The following is a 14,054-nucleotide window of genomic DNA, read 5'->3' as shown; positions in this document are numbered from 1 at the left end:
GATCAGCAGATACGGTGATGCAGGATGGCAGCTTCTTATGCCGACCTGCTTGGTGATCAGGGTTTACTCAGCTCTATCCATTTCTGTGCGGTGTCAAAACGGATGGGGGAATAGACGCCGACATAGAGATCGAGCAGATGACTGTTGAGCGGGTCAATGCCTGCTGCGGTATAGCCGCGCGCCTTGAAGTAGCGGTATTTGCCGCTGCTATCAATGCGGTAGACCACACTATTGGCGGTGTAGATGCTGCCTGCTTGCCATTGCGGGTAAGCCGCAATCGGGTGGCTATAGACGGGTGGTGTAACCCGGGTGTCAACCAGACCCAGCGGTGAATCTGCGCTGACGATAATCTCGTCAAAATACGCATACTGTTCGCTCGCCGGTGCCCAGTCACTGCTGCTGCCGCCAAAGAAGGTGTCCATTTTGATGGCCGAAATGCTGACGCTGGCTGCGTTGCGCAGCAGCATGGCCTTGTTTTCCAGTACCAGCTCGCCATCAATCCATTGACGGAATTCTCCGTTGGCCTGGCCGATATCGTTCAGGACCACCTGCTGGGTGAGCGTGTACCAGCGGCCAGCTTCAAAGCGCCGTGCCAGCCCTGCGTAATCGCCGCATTGCTCGACTTTGTTCGGGAAATAGTAATACTGGAAGCCCAGTCCGTTTTCACGCCACATCAGCCGGGTGGTAAAGCCATCAAAAGTGCCATTCTGGATACAGCCACTTGGCGTATCGCCGCCGCCCAGGCCAGGCAGTTTGCCGCCTTTGACCCAGCTAAAGCTCTGGTCAAAGCGCAGCTTGTATTGCAAAAACAGCGACTTCGCATTGCCGGGCAGCGGCGCATCAAATGTCATGGCTGAATTGCCGCCGACTTGACCGGCCATATAGCTAACGCGCAAGACCTTGTTCCCAGCTTGTGCCGGATCGGCCACGATGCTCAGGCGACCAGCGGACACACCGGCCGAGCTACCCGGCGCAATGCCCCAGTCGGCGGTAAATTGTGCTGCCTGATACAGACCTGTGGCGTGCTGGTCAAAGCGGTTGCGCAGAATGATCTGGCTTGGCTCGCTACCGGGCTGCGGTGTTACGGCAGGTGTTGGCGTCGCGGTATTTACAGGTGTGGGTGTCGGGCTGGCCGTTGGAGTTGAGGTGGCCGCTGGCGTTGCCGTTGGTGTGGCAGTAGGGGTCGCAGTCGGTGTCACTGTCGGTTTCGGAGTCGGACTTGGGCTGGTCGTCAGCAGCGGGGTAGCTGTCGGCTTGAGAGTTGGGCTTGCGCTTGGTTTTACAGTTGGCGTTGCTGTGGGGACTGCTGTTGGTGTGGCGGTGGGTTTTACAGTGGGGGTGGGGCTTGCCGTTGCACCACAGGTGCCGCCGGCTTTCCACAATGTCGGCGCGGCCAGCGGGTTCCAGTTGGTGCCAATATAGGCGGTGTGGGTGACTTGTGCGGTATACACATTGCTTTGGTATTGCACCGTATCGCCAGCCACGTAGCTCAGGCCCTCTGCCCAGTTGCCTCGACACGCGGCACTCGCGTGCAGTGTACTTACCATCCCGAGCACGATTAGGCCGGGTTTGATCCATGCATTCATTGCGTTCTCCTGCAGCCAGTGAGCTGGCTGTCTCCTCGTTTGATTTTTTTGTAGGGCTGGCCAAATGAATGGCCAGCGTCCAGAGCGTATGGACTCGCTTGTAAGCCGTCAATCCTGGCTTACAAGCGGGCGGGAAGTGGGCCGATTTGCAACAAGCTTGAAGGTCGTCAGGCTAAAGTCAGCCCTCAAATCAGTTAGAATGCTGTCAATCTCAATGGACCTCGCCATGACCTCCCGCCTGAATATTTACCAGTCCAATCGCTTGGAAAACCTGTTTCTGCTGCTGCAGGCGCTGTTTGCTGTGCCGCTGTCCGACCCGTTTGCCAGCGAGAAAATCATCGTGTCGAGCAAAGGGATGGAGCGCTGGTTGCGTTTCAAGCTGGCCGATCAGGTTGGCATCTGTGCAGGGATTGATTTTCAGCTGCCCGCCAGTTTTGTCTGGTCTTTGCTCAAAGACGCGATGCCTGATTTGCAGGCGCAATCGCCGTATAGCAGCAGCCCGCTGGCATGGCGGCTGTTTGCTTTATTGCCGCAGTCGCAAGCCCGCGAGGCAAGCCCGATTGTCGCCGCCTATCTGGCCGAGGGCGATGCGCGGCGGCGGATGGCGCTAGCGGGCAAGCTCGCTGACGTGTTCGACCAGTATCTGGTTTTTCGCAGCCACTGGATCACCGAGTGGGAAGCCGGGCGGCTGGTCGGCCTGGGGCCGGATGAAGCCTGGCAGGCGACGCTCTGGCGGGAAGTGAGAGCCAGTATTGTTGCCGATTCTGCGGCTGCAGGAGGGGCGCAGGCGCCACACCGCGCCGATATGTTTGTCCGCCTGTTCCAGCAATGGCAGGCCGACGGCTCCAGCCTGGCTCGTCGGCTGCCCGAGCGCATTACCGTTTTTGGGATTGCCGGTATGCCACCCGCGTATATCGATGTACTCGGGGCGTTGGCCGAGCATATCGACGTGAATTTATTCCTGCTTAATCCCTGCCGCGAGGAGTGGGGGGCGATTGTCAGCCCGAAAGTCATCGCCCGCGAAGTTGTGAAGCAACAAGGCCAGCAGCAGGAGGCGATGTATCTGGACGTTGGCCATCCGCTGCTCGCCAGCATGGGCAAGGCCGGGCGCGATTTTTACCGCGCCGTGACCGAGTCTTTTCCGTGGGCGGGCGGCGGCGAGCAATGGCTGTTTACCGATCCGATTGAAAGCGAGGCTGAACCCAGCCTGCTGCACACGCTGCAATCGGACATTCTGAATCTGTTTAACCGCGATGCCGCGAGTGCACGCGTGATCACCAGAACCGATCAGTCGCTGACTTTTCATGTCTGCCACAGCGCCATGCGCGAAGTTGAAGTGCTGCACGACAGGCTGGCGGCGATGCTGGCTGCTGATACTAGCTTGCTCGCGTCTGATATTGCCGTGCTGCTGCCGCAAATGGAGCCCTACGCGCCGCTGATCGAGGCAGTGTTTGGCGGGGCAAAAGCGTCGAACGCGCCGAATATTCCGTTCAATATCGCCGATCTGACGGTGCAGCAGGAATGCCCGGCGGTGGCGGTGTTTTTGCAATTAATGGCGCTGCCCGAGAGCCGTTGCAAGGCCGACGAGATTTATGGCCTGCTGGAAACGCCGCAAGTGGCGGCGCGTTTTGGCATTGCGCTAGCCGATTTGCCCACCTTGCGCCATTGGATTACCAGTGCTGGCATCCGCTGGGGGCTGGATGCTGCGCACCGCGCCGAGTTTGATCTGGCCGATATGGGTGCGGCCAACACCTGGCAGGCCGGGCTGGACAGACTATTGCTTGGACTGGCGCTGCCCAATGCGCTGGCAGGCGATGATCTACCGCTGTGGTCTGGCGCTGGAGGGGCTGATGCTGCTTTGGCTATCGCGCCATGGGATGATCTGGAAGGCTCGCAAGCGGCGCTGCTGGCCAAACTGATGCGCTTTATCGCTACGCTCAAAGTCTGGCGCGATGCGCTGTCGCAAGCGCGCAGCCTGATTGCGTGGCGCGATACGGCGTTGCAATTGCTCGATGCTTTTGTCCAGTTTGACGAAGGTGACGAGACCCAGCTCAAGCTGGCCGACGCAATCCGCAGCGCAGTGAGCGAGCTGGCCGACGAAGCCCAATTGGCTGGGCTGGCAGCTGAGGATCAAATGTCAGCGTTTTCCCCCTTTGACAAAGGGGGGGACGTCGATGCTCCTGTTTCTCTTGTGGATCAATCTAGCGAAGATGACTGCAGTCGCTCACACCTGATCCCGCGTGAAGTCGTCAAAGATTGGCTGGCGCACCGCTTTGAAACCAGCAGCCGTGGTTCGGGCTTTATGTCGCGTGGCGTGACGTTTTGTACCATGGTGCCGATGCGCGGGCTGCCGTTCCGCGTGATTGCAGTACTGGGGCTGAACGAAACCGATTTTCCGCGCAATCCGCCCAATGCCGGTTTTGATCTGATTGCGCAGCATCCGCAGCTGGGCGATCGCTCGCGCAGACTGGACGATCGCTATCTGTTTCTCGATATTCTGCTCGCCGCGCGCGAGAAGCTGTATCTGTCGTGGGTGGGGCGCAGCTTGAAAGACGACGCGCATTTTCCGCCGTCGGTGCTGGTCAGCGATGTACTCGATTGCGTGGCGCAAGGCTTTTTGCTGGAAGGTGATTTGGACGCGTCCCCGGAAGTTCGCCGCGAGCATTTGCTTGCGCAGCTAACCACCCAGTATCCGCTGCAACCCTTTAGCCAGACTGCATTTCAGGGCAATACCCGCCTGCAATCTTTCAATCCGCTATGGTGCGCTGCAGCGGCACAAATTGCTGCCGTGCAAGTTGAAGCCAAGGCCGTGCCAGCGGCGTACCCACCTTTCAGCCTGCCTGCCGAGTTGCTGCTCGATGAGCTGGCCGCTTGTGTCTGCAAACCGGCGGTGCATTTTCTGCGCTACCGCGCGTTTTTGTATCTGGACGAGATCGAAAGCAGCTTGCCCGACGACGAAGCCTTTGATCTGCAAGACTTCCGAGATCGCCGCGTTCGTGATCTGGGCTTGAGGTATGGCCTTGCAGCCAAGGCACTGGTTGTTGCGCAGGGTGATACCCCCCTAGGTACGCCGGGCGATTTGCTCGTTGATGCGCAATTGAACGCCGCTGATGAGTTGCGTCTGGCGCTGCAGCAGTATCGTTCTCCCGAAGGCGGCGCCGAGGGTGAGCTGCCGCCGCAGCCGGTAGATATTTCGCTCAGTGTGGATGGCCACAAAACCACCATCACCGGCTGGCTGGCCGATTGCTACCCAGCGGGTCGGCTGGTAGCGCGCAGCCAGATTTATTCGCGCGATGTCTTGCGCGCCTGGATCGAGCATCTGGCGCTGTGTGTGTCTGTATCTAAGTCTGCTTCAAGTGCTGTGGCAGAGGGGGCAATTAAGTGCGAAACCCGCTGGCTCTCGCCCGAACGCGTACTGTATTTCCCGGCAATTGCCGCCGAGCAGGCGCGTGATCATCTGGCTGATCTTGTCCGCTTTTATCACGCCGCAATGAGCGCACCGTTGCCGTTTTTCCCGAAAACCGCGCTGGCGTGGGCGCAGCACGATAATGAGGAAAAGCGCTGGGACGCGGCACTGAAAAAATGGCTGCCGCCGAGCTTTAAACGCGCGGGTATGGCTGATGGCGAATGGATGGAGCCGCAAAACCAGCTGCTCTGGCCGGATGATCCGCTAGATCAACTCGACGCAGACAATAAGCCGGAGCGCGAGCAGTTTGTGTATTGGTGCGAGCAAATTGTGCTGCCGATGTACGCCTGCTTGCAGCAGCGCACGCTGGACGATGATCTGGATGAGTTTTTGGCCGATGGTTGGGAAGAAGGAGAGGCCGCGCAATGAATTCTGCACTGAAATTTTCCCCGCTTAAAGTCCACGAAGTGCCGCTCGCTGGCCGCAATCTGATTGAGGCGTCCGCAGGTACGGGCAAAACCTTCAATATCACCGGCCTGTACGCGCGTCTGATTTTAGGTGCCAGTATAGTGCCGGGCGCTCCGTCGTATGACGCGCAGCGAGGATTACTCCCAGAGAGTATTCTGGTTGTGACGTTCACCAAGGCTGCCACTGCCGAGCTGAAAGACCGCATCCGGCTGAGGCTGGCGCAGTTGACACAGACCTTTATCGATCAGTCACCAGTATTGATCAACGGCGAAGCCGAGCCTTTTTGCGCCGAAGTCTGGGGGCGGGTTGTGGCCGAAAATCTCGACCCTGCGCCGCTGCTGGCACAATTGCGGCTGGCGCTGGCGACGCTCGATCAGGCGGCGATTTCGACCATTCACAGTTTTTGCCAGCGGCTGCTGTCCGAGCAGGCTTTTGAAGCCGGTTATGATTTTGACCGCACGCTGCTGGAAGACGAGACCGATTTGCTCGCCGAGATCAGCAACGATTTCTGGCGCAGCGAGCTGTATGGCGCAGCGCCGGAATGGGTGCTGTTTTTGCAGCAGCAAGGGATAAATAATGCGGGTTTACGCGAGCTGGCCCGCCGCCTTAAATCGCTGAACCCGGACGATATTCTGCCTCTTGCACCTTTGCCATCGGAGCAATATCAGCAAGAGCAGCTTACCCGTTACAGTACGCTATGGGCTGAGTGCCGCCAATGCTGGAATCAGAAAGAAATTAGAGCCCTGTTATTGAATGCACAGGCGGGCGAAATTTTCTCTGGCACGTATAAGTTGAGCGTTGAGAAGTGGCAAAACTGGCTGACACAGGTGAATCGACTGATGCAGCTGGATACGCCGAGTATGAGGCTGTTTAAAGACTGGGAAAAAGTCACGCAAAGCCACATCGTGAAAATGGTGAAAAAGGCCTTTCAAGAGGTCGTGCCAAAACACGATTTTTTTGTCGCTGCCGAGCAAGTTTTTCTAAATGAGCAAAGCATCGCAGCTGATTGGGAATTAAGGCTAAATCACTGGAAATTGTCTTTTGGCGAGTATGTCCGCCGCGAGCTGCATCGCCGCAAGGCGGCTAGCGGGCAAATGTCGTTCGACGACAGCCTGACCACGCTGGCCGCTGCGCTGCAAAACCCGACCCGCGCCCAGCATCTGGCCGATAAAGTCAGCCAGCGCTACAAGGCCGCATTGGTCGATGAATTTCAGGATACCGACCCGACGCAATTTACGATTATCAATCAGCTGTTTGGCCAGACGCTGACTGACGCAGAAACCGGCAGCAGTCACAAGCCGCCGTTCTTTATGGTGGGCGATCCGAAGCAGGCGATTTATGCCTTTCGCGGTGCCGATGTGTACGCCTATCTGAATGCGCGTGAACAGGCTGACGAACAATATTCGATTGATACCAATTTCCGCTCGGACGCGGCCATTGTCGCTTTTGTGAATGCGCTGTTCCGCGAGCAAGATGCCTTTGTCGAAGACAAAATCCGCCACCCCGAGATTCTGGCCAAACATTCTGGCGCGTCAAAACTGCAGTGCAGCGATGGTAAGGGGGCGATTCACGCCTGGGTGTTTGACGGCGGGACCAGCGAGGCAGCTGAAAAAGCGTTGATCAATGCCGTTGGCGATGAAATCGCGTCGCTGCTCAATGCCGCGAGCCGGGAAGAAGCGCTCATCGGTGAGCGCGCACTGTCGCCCAAGGACATCGCCGTGCTGGTGCCTAGCCACCGGCAGGCCGAGCAGGTACGCAAGGCGCTGGCCAGACGCGGCGTTGCGGCCGTGATGCAAACGCGGGAAAGCGTTTTTGCCTCCGATGAAGCGGCAGGTTTATACGCCATGCTGGCGGCGATTGAAGAGCCAGCGCACAGCGGCCTGCTACGCAAGGCGCTGGTTAGTCGCGTGATGGGAATGAGCGTGGCCGATTTAATGGTGCTGCAGCAGGATGACGAAGCCTGGCAGCAGCAGATCGAGCATTTGCAAAGCTGGCGGGATGAATGGCGCAAGAATGGTTTTATGCCGCTATTTCGCCGCTGGCTGGTTGAGGCCAATGTGACACAGAATCTGCTCAATCAGGGCGATGGCGAGCGCCGCCTGACCAATCTGCTGCACGTGGCCGAGCTGATCCAGCAGGAATCGCGCTCGCGACCCAGCCCGGCAGTGTTGCTGGCCTGGCTGGCGCGCCAGATTAGCGAGCCCGGCCAAAGCGGCGAGCAGCAGCAAATGCGGCTCGAAAGCGATGCCGACCGTGTGCGGCTGGTGACGATTCATGCGTCAAAAGGGCTGGAATATCCGGTGGTGTTTTGCCCGTTTTCGTGGAAAGGCAAAAAGGATCTGGTTCGCGATAGCGATATCGTACATTTTCATGATGCGAGCGATGGTGAGCAGCTGAAAATCGACATTGGCACCAGCGAGCAAAAATCGCATCTGGAACGGGCGCAGTTTGAAGCCTATGCCGAGCAGGTGCGCCTGCTGTATGTGGCGGTGACGCGCGCCAAGCATAGGCTGTATCTGGCGTATCCAGCGTTTGAATCGCTGCATTCAAGCTCGGTATCCGGCCTGAAAAATGCACCGCTATCGCAAGTGCTGCGCGATGAGAGCGGCCAGCCTTTGCGAAAAAATCTGAAAGATTTGTCGCCCACCCGCATCACGGCGGCGTTTGAACGACTGATGACGGCTGATCCTGGTGCGTTGACAATCAGCGATCTGCCCGAGCGTCAGCGTTTGCAGGCGGCCAGCATCGCCACGCCGTCATTGAGCGTCGCCACTCTAAACCGCAAATACCTGGCTGCGCCGTGGCGGCTGGTGAGCTTTACTTCGCTAACGCGTGCACATGGCAGTGCGGACACTTTGGCCGAAGTCGGCGCAGATCATGATCTGGCTAGCCCAGTGGTAGCAAGCGTCAATGCTGAGGCCGCGCCTGATGAGATGCGCTTTGCCTTTACGCGCGGCAGCAAGGCGGGGACGGCTTTGCATGCGATACTGGAGCACGCCGATTTTGCCCGCGACGATGTGGCCTCGCTCGGCTCTCTGGTTGAAAGCCAGCTGCTCAGGGCGGGTTTGCTCACCGAGACGGACCAGATCAGTCCAGACCAGTCCAATCCCGAGCGGCCCAGCGAGCTGCCGATTCAGGTTGCGCAATGGTTGCTGGACGTGCTGGCCGCGCCCATTGAGCTACAGACTGATTCATCGCGGGGCACCTTCAGCCTGAAGCAGCTGAGCAAAATGCAAAGGCTGAACGAATGGCCGTTTTTGCTCGGCTGCCAGAGCTTTGATCTGCCCGCTTTCTGCCGCGTGCTGGCGCAGCCTGAATTTAATGTCGATCCGCGTTTTATTGCCGCTGCGCAGCGGCTCAAGCCCGAGAAAATGGCCGCCTATCTCAATGGCGTGGTCGATCTGGTGTTCGAATGGCAGGGGCAATATTTTATTGCCGACTACAAATCCAACCATCTGGGCGACGCGCTGGCTGACTATATGCCTGAAGCGCTAGTCGAAGTGATGGCCGATGCGCATTATTACTTCCAGTATTTGCTCTATACCTGCGCATGGCACCGGTTTATGCAGCTACGCAAGGGCGAGCAATACGATTACGAGCGCGACTTTGGTGGCGTGGTGTATTTGTTTATTCGGGGTATGTCGTCGCAGGCTATGAATAATGGTGCCTACATTGATAAACCCCCGGTAGGTTTAATCGAGGCGCTGAACAAGGCCTTGGGTCTGGGGGCGGGGCAATGATGGATCAGGTTTTAATGAAAAATAATGCACCGAGTGTTTCGGTCGATTTTGCGAGCGCCTTGTGTGATTTGTTGCTGCGGCAGTGCCCTGATGCGCCGGCCGATTTGCTCGGGCTGGCAGGCGAACTCGCCAAGGCCAGCGAGCGTGGCGATGTGTGCGTGAACGTGCCGCCGCAGGCCGATACGGCGGCGTGGCTAAGTACTGGTCTAGTCGGCGAGCCGGGCAGCTTTACGCCGCTGATTGTGGAGCATCAGCGGCTGTATTTGGCGCGTTATCACGCGTATGAGTCGCGGCTGGCGGCGCAGCTATTGCGCATTGCCTGTGATGCGCCAACCGCGCCCGACGAAGCGGAATTACGGATTCAGTTGGATCGTTTTTTTGAAGAGAATTCAAAAAAAGCAGATTCAAAAGATATTGATCGGCAGATTGATTGGCAGAAGGTCGCCGTCGCCGCCGCACTGCACCAAAGGCTGACGCTGATCAGCGGCGGGCCGGGAACGGGCAAAACCACCACACTGATCAAATTGCTCAGTCTGTTGCAAATCATCAATGCCGAGCAGCCATTAAAAATCGTGTTGGCCGCCCCCACAGGAAAGGCCGCGATGCGGATGCAGGAGGCGATTCTTCAGGGCAAACAAAAACTCAGCCATGATGGTCTGCTCACGCCCGAGATGGCCGCGCAGATACCCGATACCGCCAGCACGCTACACCGCTTGCTCGGCAGTCGGCTCAATTCGGTGCAATTTCGCCATCATGCCGCGCAGCCCTTGGTGCTCGACGTGCTGGTGCTGGACGAAGCGTCGATGATTGATCTGGCGCTGATGAGCAAGCTCGTCGATGCAATGCCGCCGCACGGACGGCTGATTTTGCTCGGTGATAAAGACCAGCTTGCTTCGGTCGAGGCCGGGGCGGTGATGGGGGATTTATGCGCTGGCGCAGGATTATCGCCCGAGTTTGCAGCAAAGCTATCCCGGCTGACTGGCCAGCCGCTACAAGCAGGTTTTACCGAGTCTCGCTTGGGCGAGCATGTGCAGACTTTGCATAAAAGCTACCGTTTTTCCGGCCCGATTGCTGATTTTGCCCGCGCCATCAACCATGGCGACATCCGCAAAATCAGCGAGCTGCTGGCCAAAGCGCACGCCGCCAAGCAGGATGTTGCGCAGGATAAAGCCTACCCGATCCGCTGGCAGGCGGGAAATCCGGCGCAGCAGGACATCGCGCCATTGATTATGGCCAGCTATGCGCCATATTTTGCGGCACTCGATCAATATATTGCCGCCGTGCAGCAGGGAGGGGCGGCTGATGTTTTGGCGGTGACGCTGGCAGTGTTTAAAGCGTTTGATGCCTTTCGCGTGCTGAGCCCCATCCGCCACGGCGCAGCCAGCGTGTCGCGTATCAACGCGCTGATCGAGGCGCAATTGCTCAAGCAAGGGCGGCGCATGAACGATCAGCTCTGGTACGCAGGCCGCCCGGTGCTGGTGCCGCAGAATTTATATGATCTGGAACTCTACAACGGCGACATTGGCCTGACCTTGCCCGACGAAAATGGCAAGCTCTGGGTGCATTTCCCTTCGTCTGATGGCGCGGCGGCTGGATCTGCAGGCGGCGCAACCCGCCGGATTTCACCCTCGCGCCTGCCCGCCGTAGAAAGCGCTTTTGCGATGACGGTGCATAAATCGCAAGGTTCGGAATTCGCCCATGTGCTGCTGCTCCTGCCCAGCCCACAGGAAGGCCGCAGCCACCTAAGTCGCGAGCTGGTTTACACCGCCATCACCCGCGCCAAAACCTGCGTCAGCATCTGGGGCGAAGAAGCACAGATCACCGCAGCCAGCCGACGCGGGGTAGAACGGCAATCGGGGCTGGCAGAGAGGTTGCTACAATTCCGTTGATTTTTGAAGGGAGTTATAAATGAAGGCGATTATTCAAAGCTATTATGCAGTACGTGATGAGGTACGACAAAAATCGCCAGAAATGTGGAATGAAGTGATTGAACTTTGTGAATCAGTTCCAACTGAAATAACTATGGCGCATGTATGGCAATTCGGTCGAGATAAACCGTGTTGGTCGAATATCACTGTTGGTATTGGTGCTCGAATTGCTGCAGATATCAACACATCACCTGATTTTGATGATTTTGAAGTGATTGCTAGTGATGATTGGGAAATTATTATGAAAACATCAGGTTCCCAATGGAAAGCAAATTCGAATTTTGAACTTCGAGGTGGTGCAGTGAAGAACTTTATCAAGCAACTTCCAAAAGGTGGGGCTTCAAGCTATCTCTGGAAACTTTATGCAATCAGGAATCTGGCTCTTGCGCTTAAGAGTAATCAAAATGTTAAGGATATGCTCGATCAATTGTCAACCCAAGGCGGCATTCGTTCGGGAGAGTTGAAAAAATGGACAAAGAGCTTTTCTAAACAGATTGGCATGGGCTGGGGGGTTGTTACTGTTTATCATATGCTGACAGACCTTGGTTTAACGCCAAAGCCAGATTTGCATCTTAAAAACAGTGCAATTCGCATGGGGCTACTTGCACCAAATATTTCATCAGATTATCTTGAAGAACATTTTTCTGATGTTGACGAACACGAGATCGTTTTAGCAGTCCTAGCCTTATCCCAGCACGTGACTCCGGCAGCTTGTCCTCATAAGCCTCAAAGTGCTTTGCGTGAAGTAGATAAAGTTCTGATGGAATGGAGCCGACAAAAACTATGTCGACCATTGTTTGTAATCACTCCTCCAGAAACCCGAACAACTCATCAAAGCGATGAATAATTGCATCAGCGCCCATGCTTTCCAGCGCATCGCCGTAGCCGTAGCTGACGAGTACATTCGGGCAACCGGCATTTTTGGCCGCCAAAATATCATTCTTTGAATCGCCGACCATCAGCATGTTTTCAAGCGCAACGCCGAGTTTTTCTGCGGTGTATTCCAGCGGCAGGGCGGATGGTTTGCGCTCGGGCAGCGTGTCGCCCGCGACAATCACGTCAAAATGCTCGAACACGCCCAGCTCGCGCAGTAGCGGCAGTGTAAAACGCTCGGGTTTGTTGGTGATAATCGCTAGCGGCAGGCCGCGCTCGTGCAGCGCGTGCAAGGTTTCCTGCACCTTGGGGTAGAACTTCGTCGCAATCGTCAGGCCCGCACGGTAGTGCAGATTAAATTGCGTCATGCCTTGCTGCTGTAGCTCGGTGCCGGTGAAGTCGGCGGCCATATCATCGGCGAGGACGCGGGCAATCAGGCTAGCTGCGCCGTCGCCGACATAACTTTCAACGGTGTCTTGCGCCAGTGGCGCAAGCCCCAGATCGGCACGAGCGGCGTTGGCGGCGCGAGCGAGGTCATGAATCGAATCGACGAGCGTGCCGTCAAGGTCAAAAGCGATAGCTTGGATACTCATGTGGGTATTACTCTGTAATGGTTTTTATATTTGGTCTTGATGCATATACCCTGCTGCTATTTCAGGGAATGTTCTCAATTAGTGTTGCTACGGAGTGCGCTCGTCGATCTAGGGCTTGAATTCCCGTGTAGCGAAAACCGCGGCAAGGAGAGAGACAAACAGTTTTATCGTTTGGCTCACGACAAAGCAAGGGCAGCGCGGAGCGCTTTTCGCCCGGGGCGCCTTCTCTTGCCTACTTCTCTTGGCGAAGCAAGAGAAGTAGGTCCCCGTCGCGGATTGCGACTGTAAAATATAGTGCCGAAGGCACTTAAACCATCATCAACACGTATTGAGAAAATGCCCCTATTTCAGTAGGGCCAAGATGTTTTCTAATGGCCTGCCAATTGCTGCTTTACCCTTGTTGATCAAGATTGGGCGCTCGATCAGTTTGGGGTGGCTGGCCATCAGGGCGATGATGTCGTCGTCGCTCAGCGCTTTACCACTACTCAACTCCCGCCATAGCTCTTCCTTGGTGCGCACCAGCGCAAGCGGTGCGATGCCAAGTTGCGCCAGTAATTCGCGGATTTGCTGCTCGGTGAGTGGCTCATCCAGATAGCGCCATACTTCGGGTGTATGGCCAGCGTCTTCTAAGGCGGCGAGGGCTTCGCGGCTTTTGCTGCAGCGGGGGTTGTGCAGTAGTTTCATACAGATCCTTATTTCACGGTGGCGAGTTCAGCACGCATTTGGTCGATGACCGTTTTGTAATCGGGTTGGCTGTAAATTGCCGAGCCTGCAACAAAGGTATCAATCCCGGCTGCAGCAATCTGGGCGATATTGTCGACTTTCACGCCGCCATCAATTTCCAGCCAGATTTCGCGGCCGGTTTTGGCGGTGTAGGCGTCGATCAGCGCGCGTGCCTGGCGTGCTTTATCCAAGGTGGCTGGGATAAACGATTGACCGCCGTAGCCGGGATTGACCGACATCAGCAAAATCATGTCGATCTTGTCCATCACGTAGTCAAGGTAATGCAGCGGCGTGGCAGGATTGAACACCAGCCCGGCTTTGCAACCGCAATCGCGTATCAGCCCGAGTGAGCGATCGATATGCTCGGAGGCTTCTGGGTGGAAGGTGATGATATTGGCGCCAGCCTTGGCAAAATCTGGGATGATGCGATCAACCGGTTTCACCATCAAATGCACATCAATCGGCGCGTCGGTCCATGGGCGAATGGCGTCGCACACCAAAGGGCCGATGGTTAGATTGGGGACATAATGATTATCCATCACATCAAAGTGGATAATGTCGGCACCAGCGGCGATGACGTTTTTCACTTCTTCGCCAAGGCGGGCAAAGTCGGCAGATAAAATACTGGGGGCGATACGGAAGGTCATGTGAATCTCCCTGAAGGTTGGCGGGTATTATGCCAGTTTGCCACTGCGTGATAAAACCATCCTGATTAGCAACAAATTGTCGCGATATGA

The 14,054-nt window shown here is 56.6% G+C and carries 8 protein-coding genes; 4 read left to right on the top strand and 4 right to left on the bottom strand.

The window, feature by feature from the left end; translation table 11 throughout:
• Positions 1–56: 56 nt before the first annotated feature.
• Positions 57–1,586: a polysaccharide lyase gene (locus ABHF33_RS00785; RefSeq protein WP_348945176.1), complete on the bottom strand. Its 1,530-nt coding sequence runs from the start codon at positions 1,584–1,586 to the stop codon at positions 57–59.
• A gap of 226 nt (positions 1,587–1,812) precedes the next feature.
• On the opposite strand from ABHF33_RS00785, the gene recC reads away from it, so the two are divergent.
• The 4 genes from recC to ABHF33_RS00765 are packed head-to-tail and all read left to right on the top strand — an operon-like array spanning position 1,813 to position 11,975.
• Positions 1,813–5,421, top strand: a complete 3,609-nt coding sequence (recC, locus tag ABHF33_RS00780) for an exodeoxyribonuclease V subunit gamma (protein ID WP_348945175.1) — start codon at positions 1,813–1,815, stop codon at positions 5,419–5,421.
• Positions 5,418–9,200: an exodeoxyribonuclease V subunit beta gene (gene recB / locus ABHF33_RS00775; protein WP_348945174.1), complete on the top strand. Its 3,783-nt coding sequence runs from the start codon at positions 5,418–5,420 to the stop codon at positions 9,198–9,200. Before recC ends, recB begins: the two co-directional genes overlap by 4 nt.
• A 14-nt stretch (positions 9,201–9,214) precedes the next feature.
• Positions 9,215–11,089 carry an exodeoxyribonuclease V subunit alpha gene (gene recD, locus ABHF33_RS00770; protein ID WP_348945172.1) on the top strand — a complete coding sequence of 625 codons (1,875 nt, stop codon included), beginning with the start codon at positions 9,215–9,217 and terminating at the stop codon, positions 11,087–11,089.
• 19 nt (positions 11,090–11,108) lie between these two features.
• Positions 11,109–11,975 carry a hypothetical protein gene (locus ABHF33_RS00765; protein ID WP_348945171.1) on the top strand — a complete coding sequence of 289 codons (867 nt, stop codon included), beginning with the start codon at positions 11,109–11,111 and terminating at the stop codon, positions 11,973–11,975.
• Here the strand turns inward: ABHF33_RS00765 and ABHF33_RS00760 are convergent.
• From ABHF33_RS00760 to rpe, 3 genes are all read right to left on the bottom strand, one after another.
• On the bottom strand, positions 11,932–12,594 hold the full coding sequence (locus tag ABHF33_RS00760; protein ID WP_348945170.1) for a phosphoglycolate phosphatase: 663 nt from the start codon (positions 12,592–12,594) through the stop codon (positions 11,932–11,934). The two genes, ABHF33_RS00765 and ABHF33_RS00760, sit on opposite strands and share 44 nt — an antisense overlap.
• A 342-nt stretch (positions 12,595–12,936) precedes the next feature.
• Entirely contained in the window at positions 12,937–13,278 is a 342-nt protein-coding gene (arsC, locus tag ABHF33_RS00755; RefSeq protein WP_348945169.1) for an arsenate reductase (glutaredoxin), read from the bottom strand.
• Positions 13,279–13,286: 8 nt separating this feature from the next.
• Positions 13,287–13,964, bottom strand: a complete 678-nt coding sequence (gene rpe, locus ABHF33_RS00750; RefSeq protein WP_348945168.1) for a ribulose-phosphate 3-epimerase — start codon at positions 13,962–13,964, stop codon at positions 13,287–13,289.
• Between the last annotated feature and the right edge of the window lie 90 nt (positions 13,965–14,054).

This window comes from Chitinibacter sp. FCG-7 (genome assembly GCF_040047665.1).
GTDB lineage: Bacteria > Pseudomonadota > Gammaproteobacteria > Burkholderiales > Chitinibacteraceae > Chitinibacter > Chitinibacter mangrovi.
This window is presented reverse-complemented; position numbering and strand designations above follow the sequence as displayed.

What these genes read in the sequence shown, in the direction of transcription:
- ABHF33_RS00785 (WP_348945176.1), bottom strand. Translation starts at nt 1,586, where the DNA reads ATGAATGCATGGATCAAACCCGGCCTAATCGTGCTCGGGATGGTAAGT.
- recC (WP_348945175.1), top strand. Translation starts at nt 1,813, where the DNA reads ATGACCTCCCGCCTGAATATTTACCAGTCCAATCGCTTGGAAAACCTG.
- recB (WP_348945174.1), top strand. Translation starts at nt 5,418, where the DNA reads ATGAATTCTGCACTGAAATTTTCCCCGCTTAAAGTCCACGAAGTGCCG.
- recD (WP_348945172.1), top strand. Translation starts at nt 9,215, where the DNA reads ATGAAAAATAATGCACCGAGTGTTTCGGTCGATTTTGCGAGCGCCTTG.
- ABHF33_RS00765 (WP_348945171.1), top strand. Translation starts at nt 11,109, where the DNA reads ATGAAGGCGATTATTCAAAGCTATTATGCAGTACGTGATGAGGTACGA.
- ABHF33_RS00760 (WP_348945170.1), bottom strand. Translation starts at nt 12,594, where the DNA reads ATGAGTATCCAAGCTATCGCTTTTGACCTTGACGGCACGCTCGTCGAT.
- arsC (WP_348945169.1), bottom strand. Translation starts at nt 13,278, where the DNA reads ATGAAACTACTGCACAACCCCCGCTGCAGCAAAAGCCGCGAAGCCCTC.
- rpe (WP_348945168.1), bottom strand. Translation starts at nt 13,964, where the DNA reads ATGACCTTCCGTATCGCCCCCAGTATTTTATCTGCCGACTTTGCCCGC.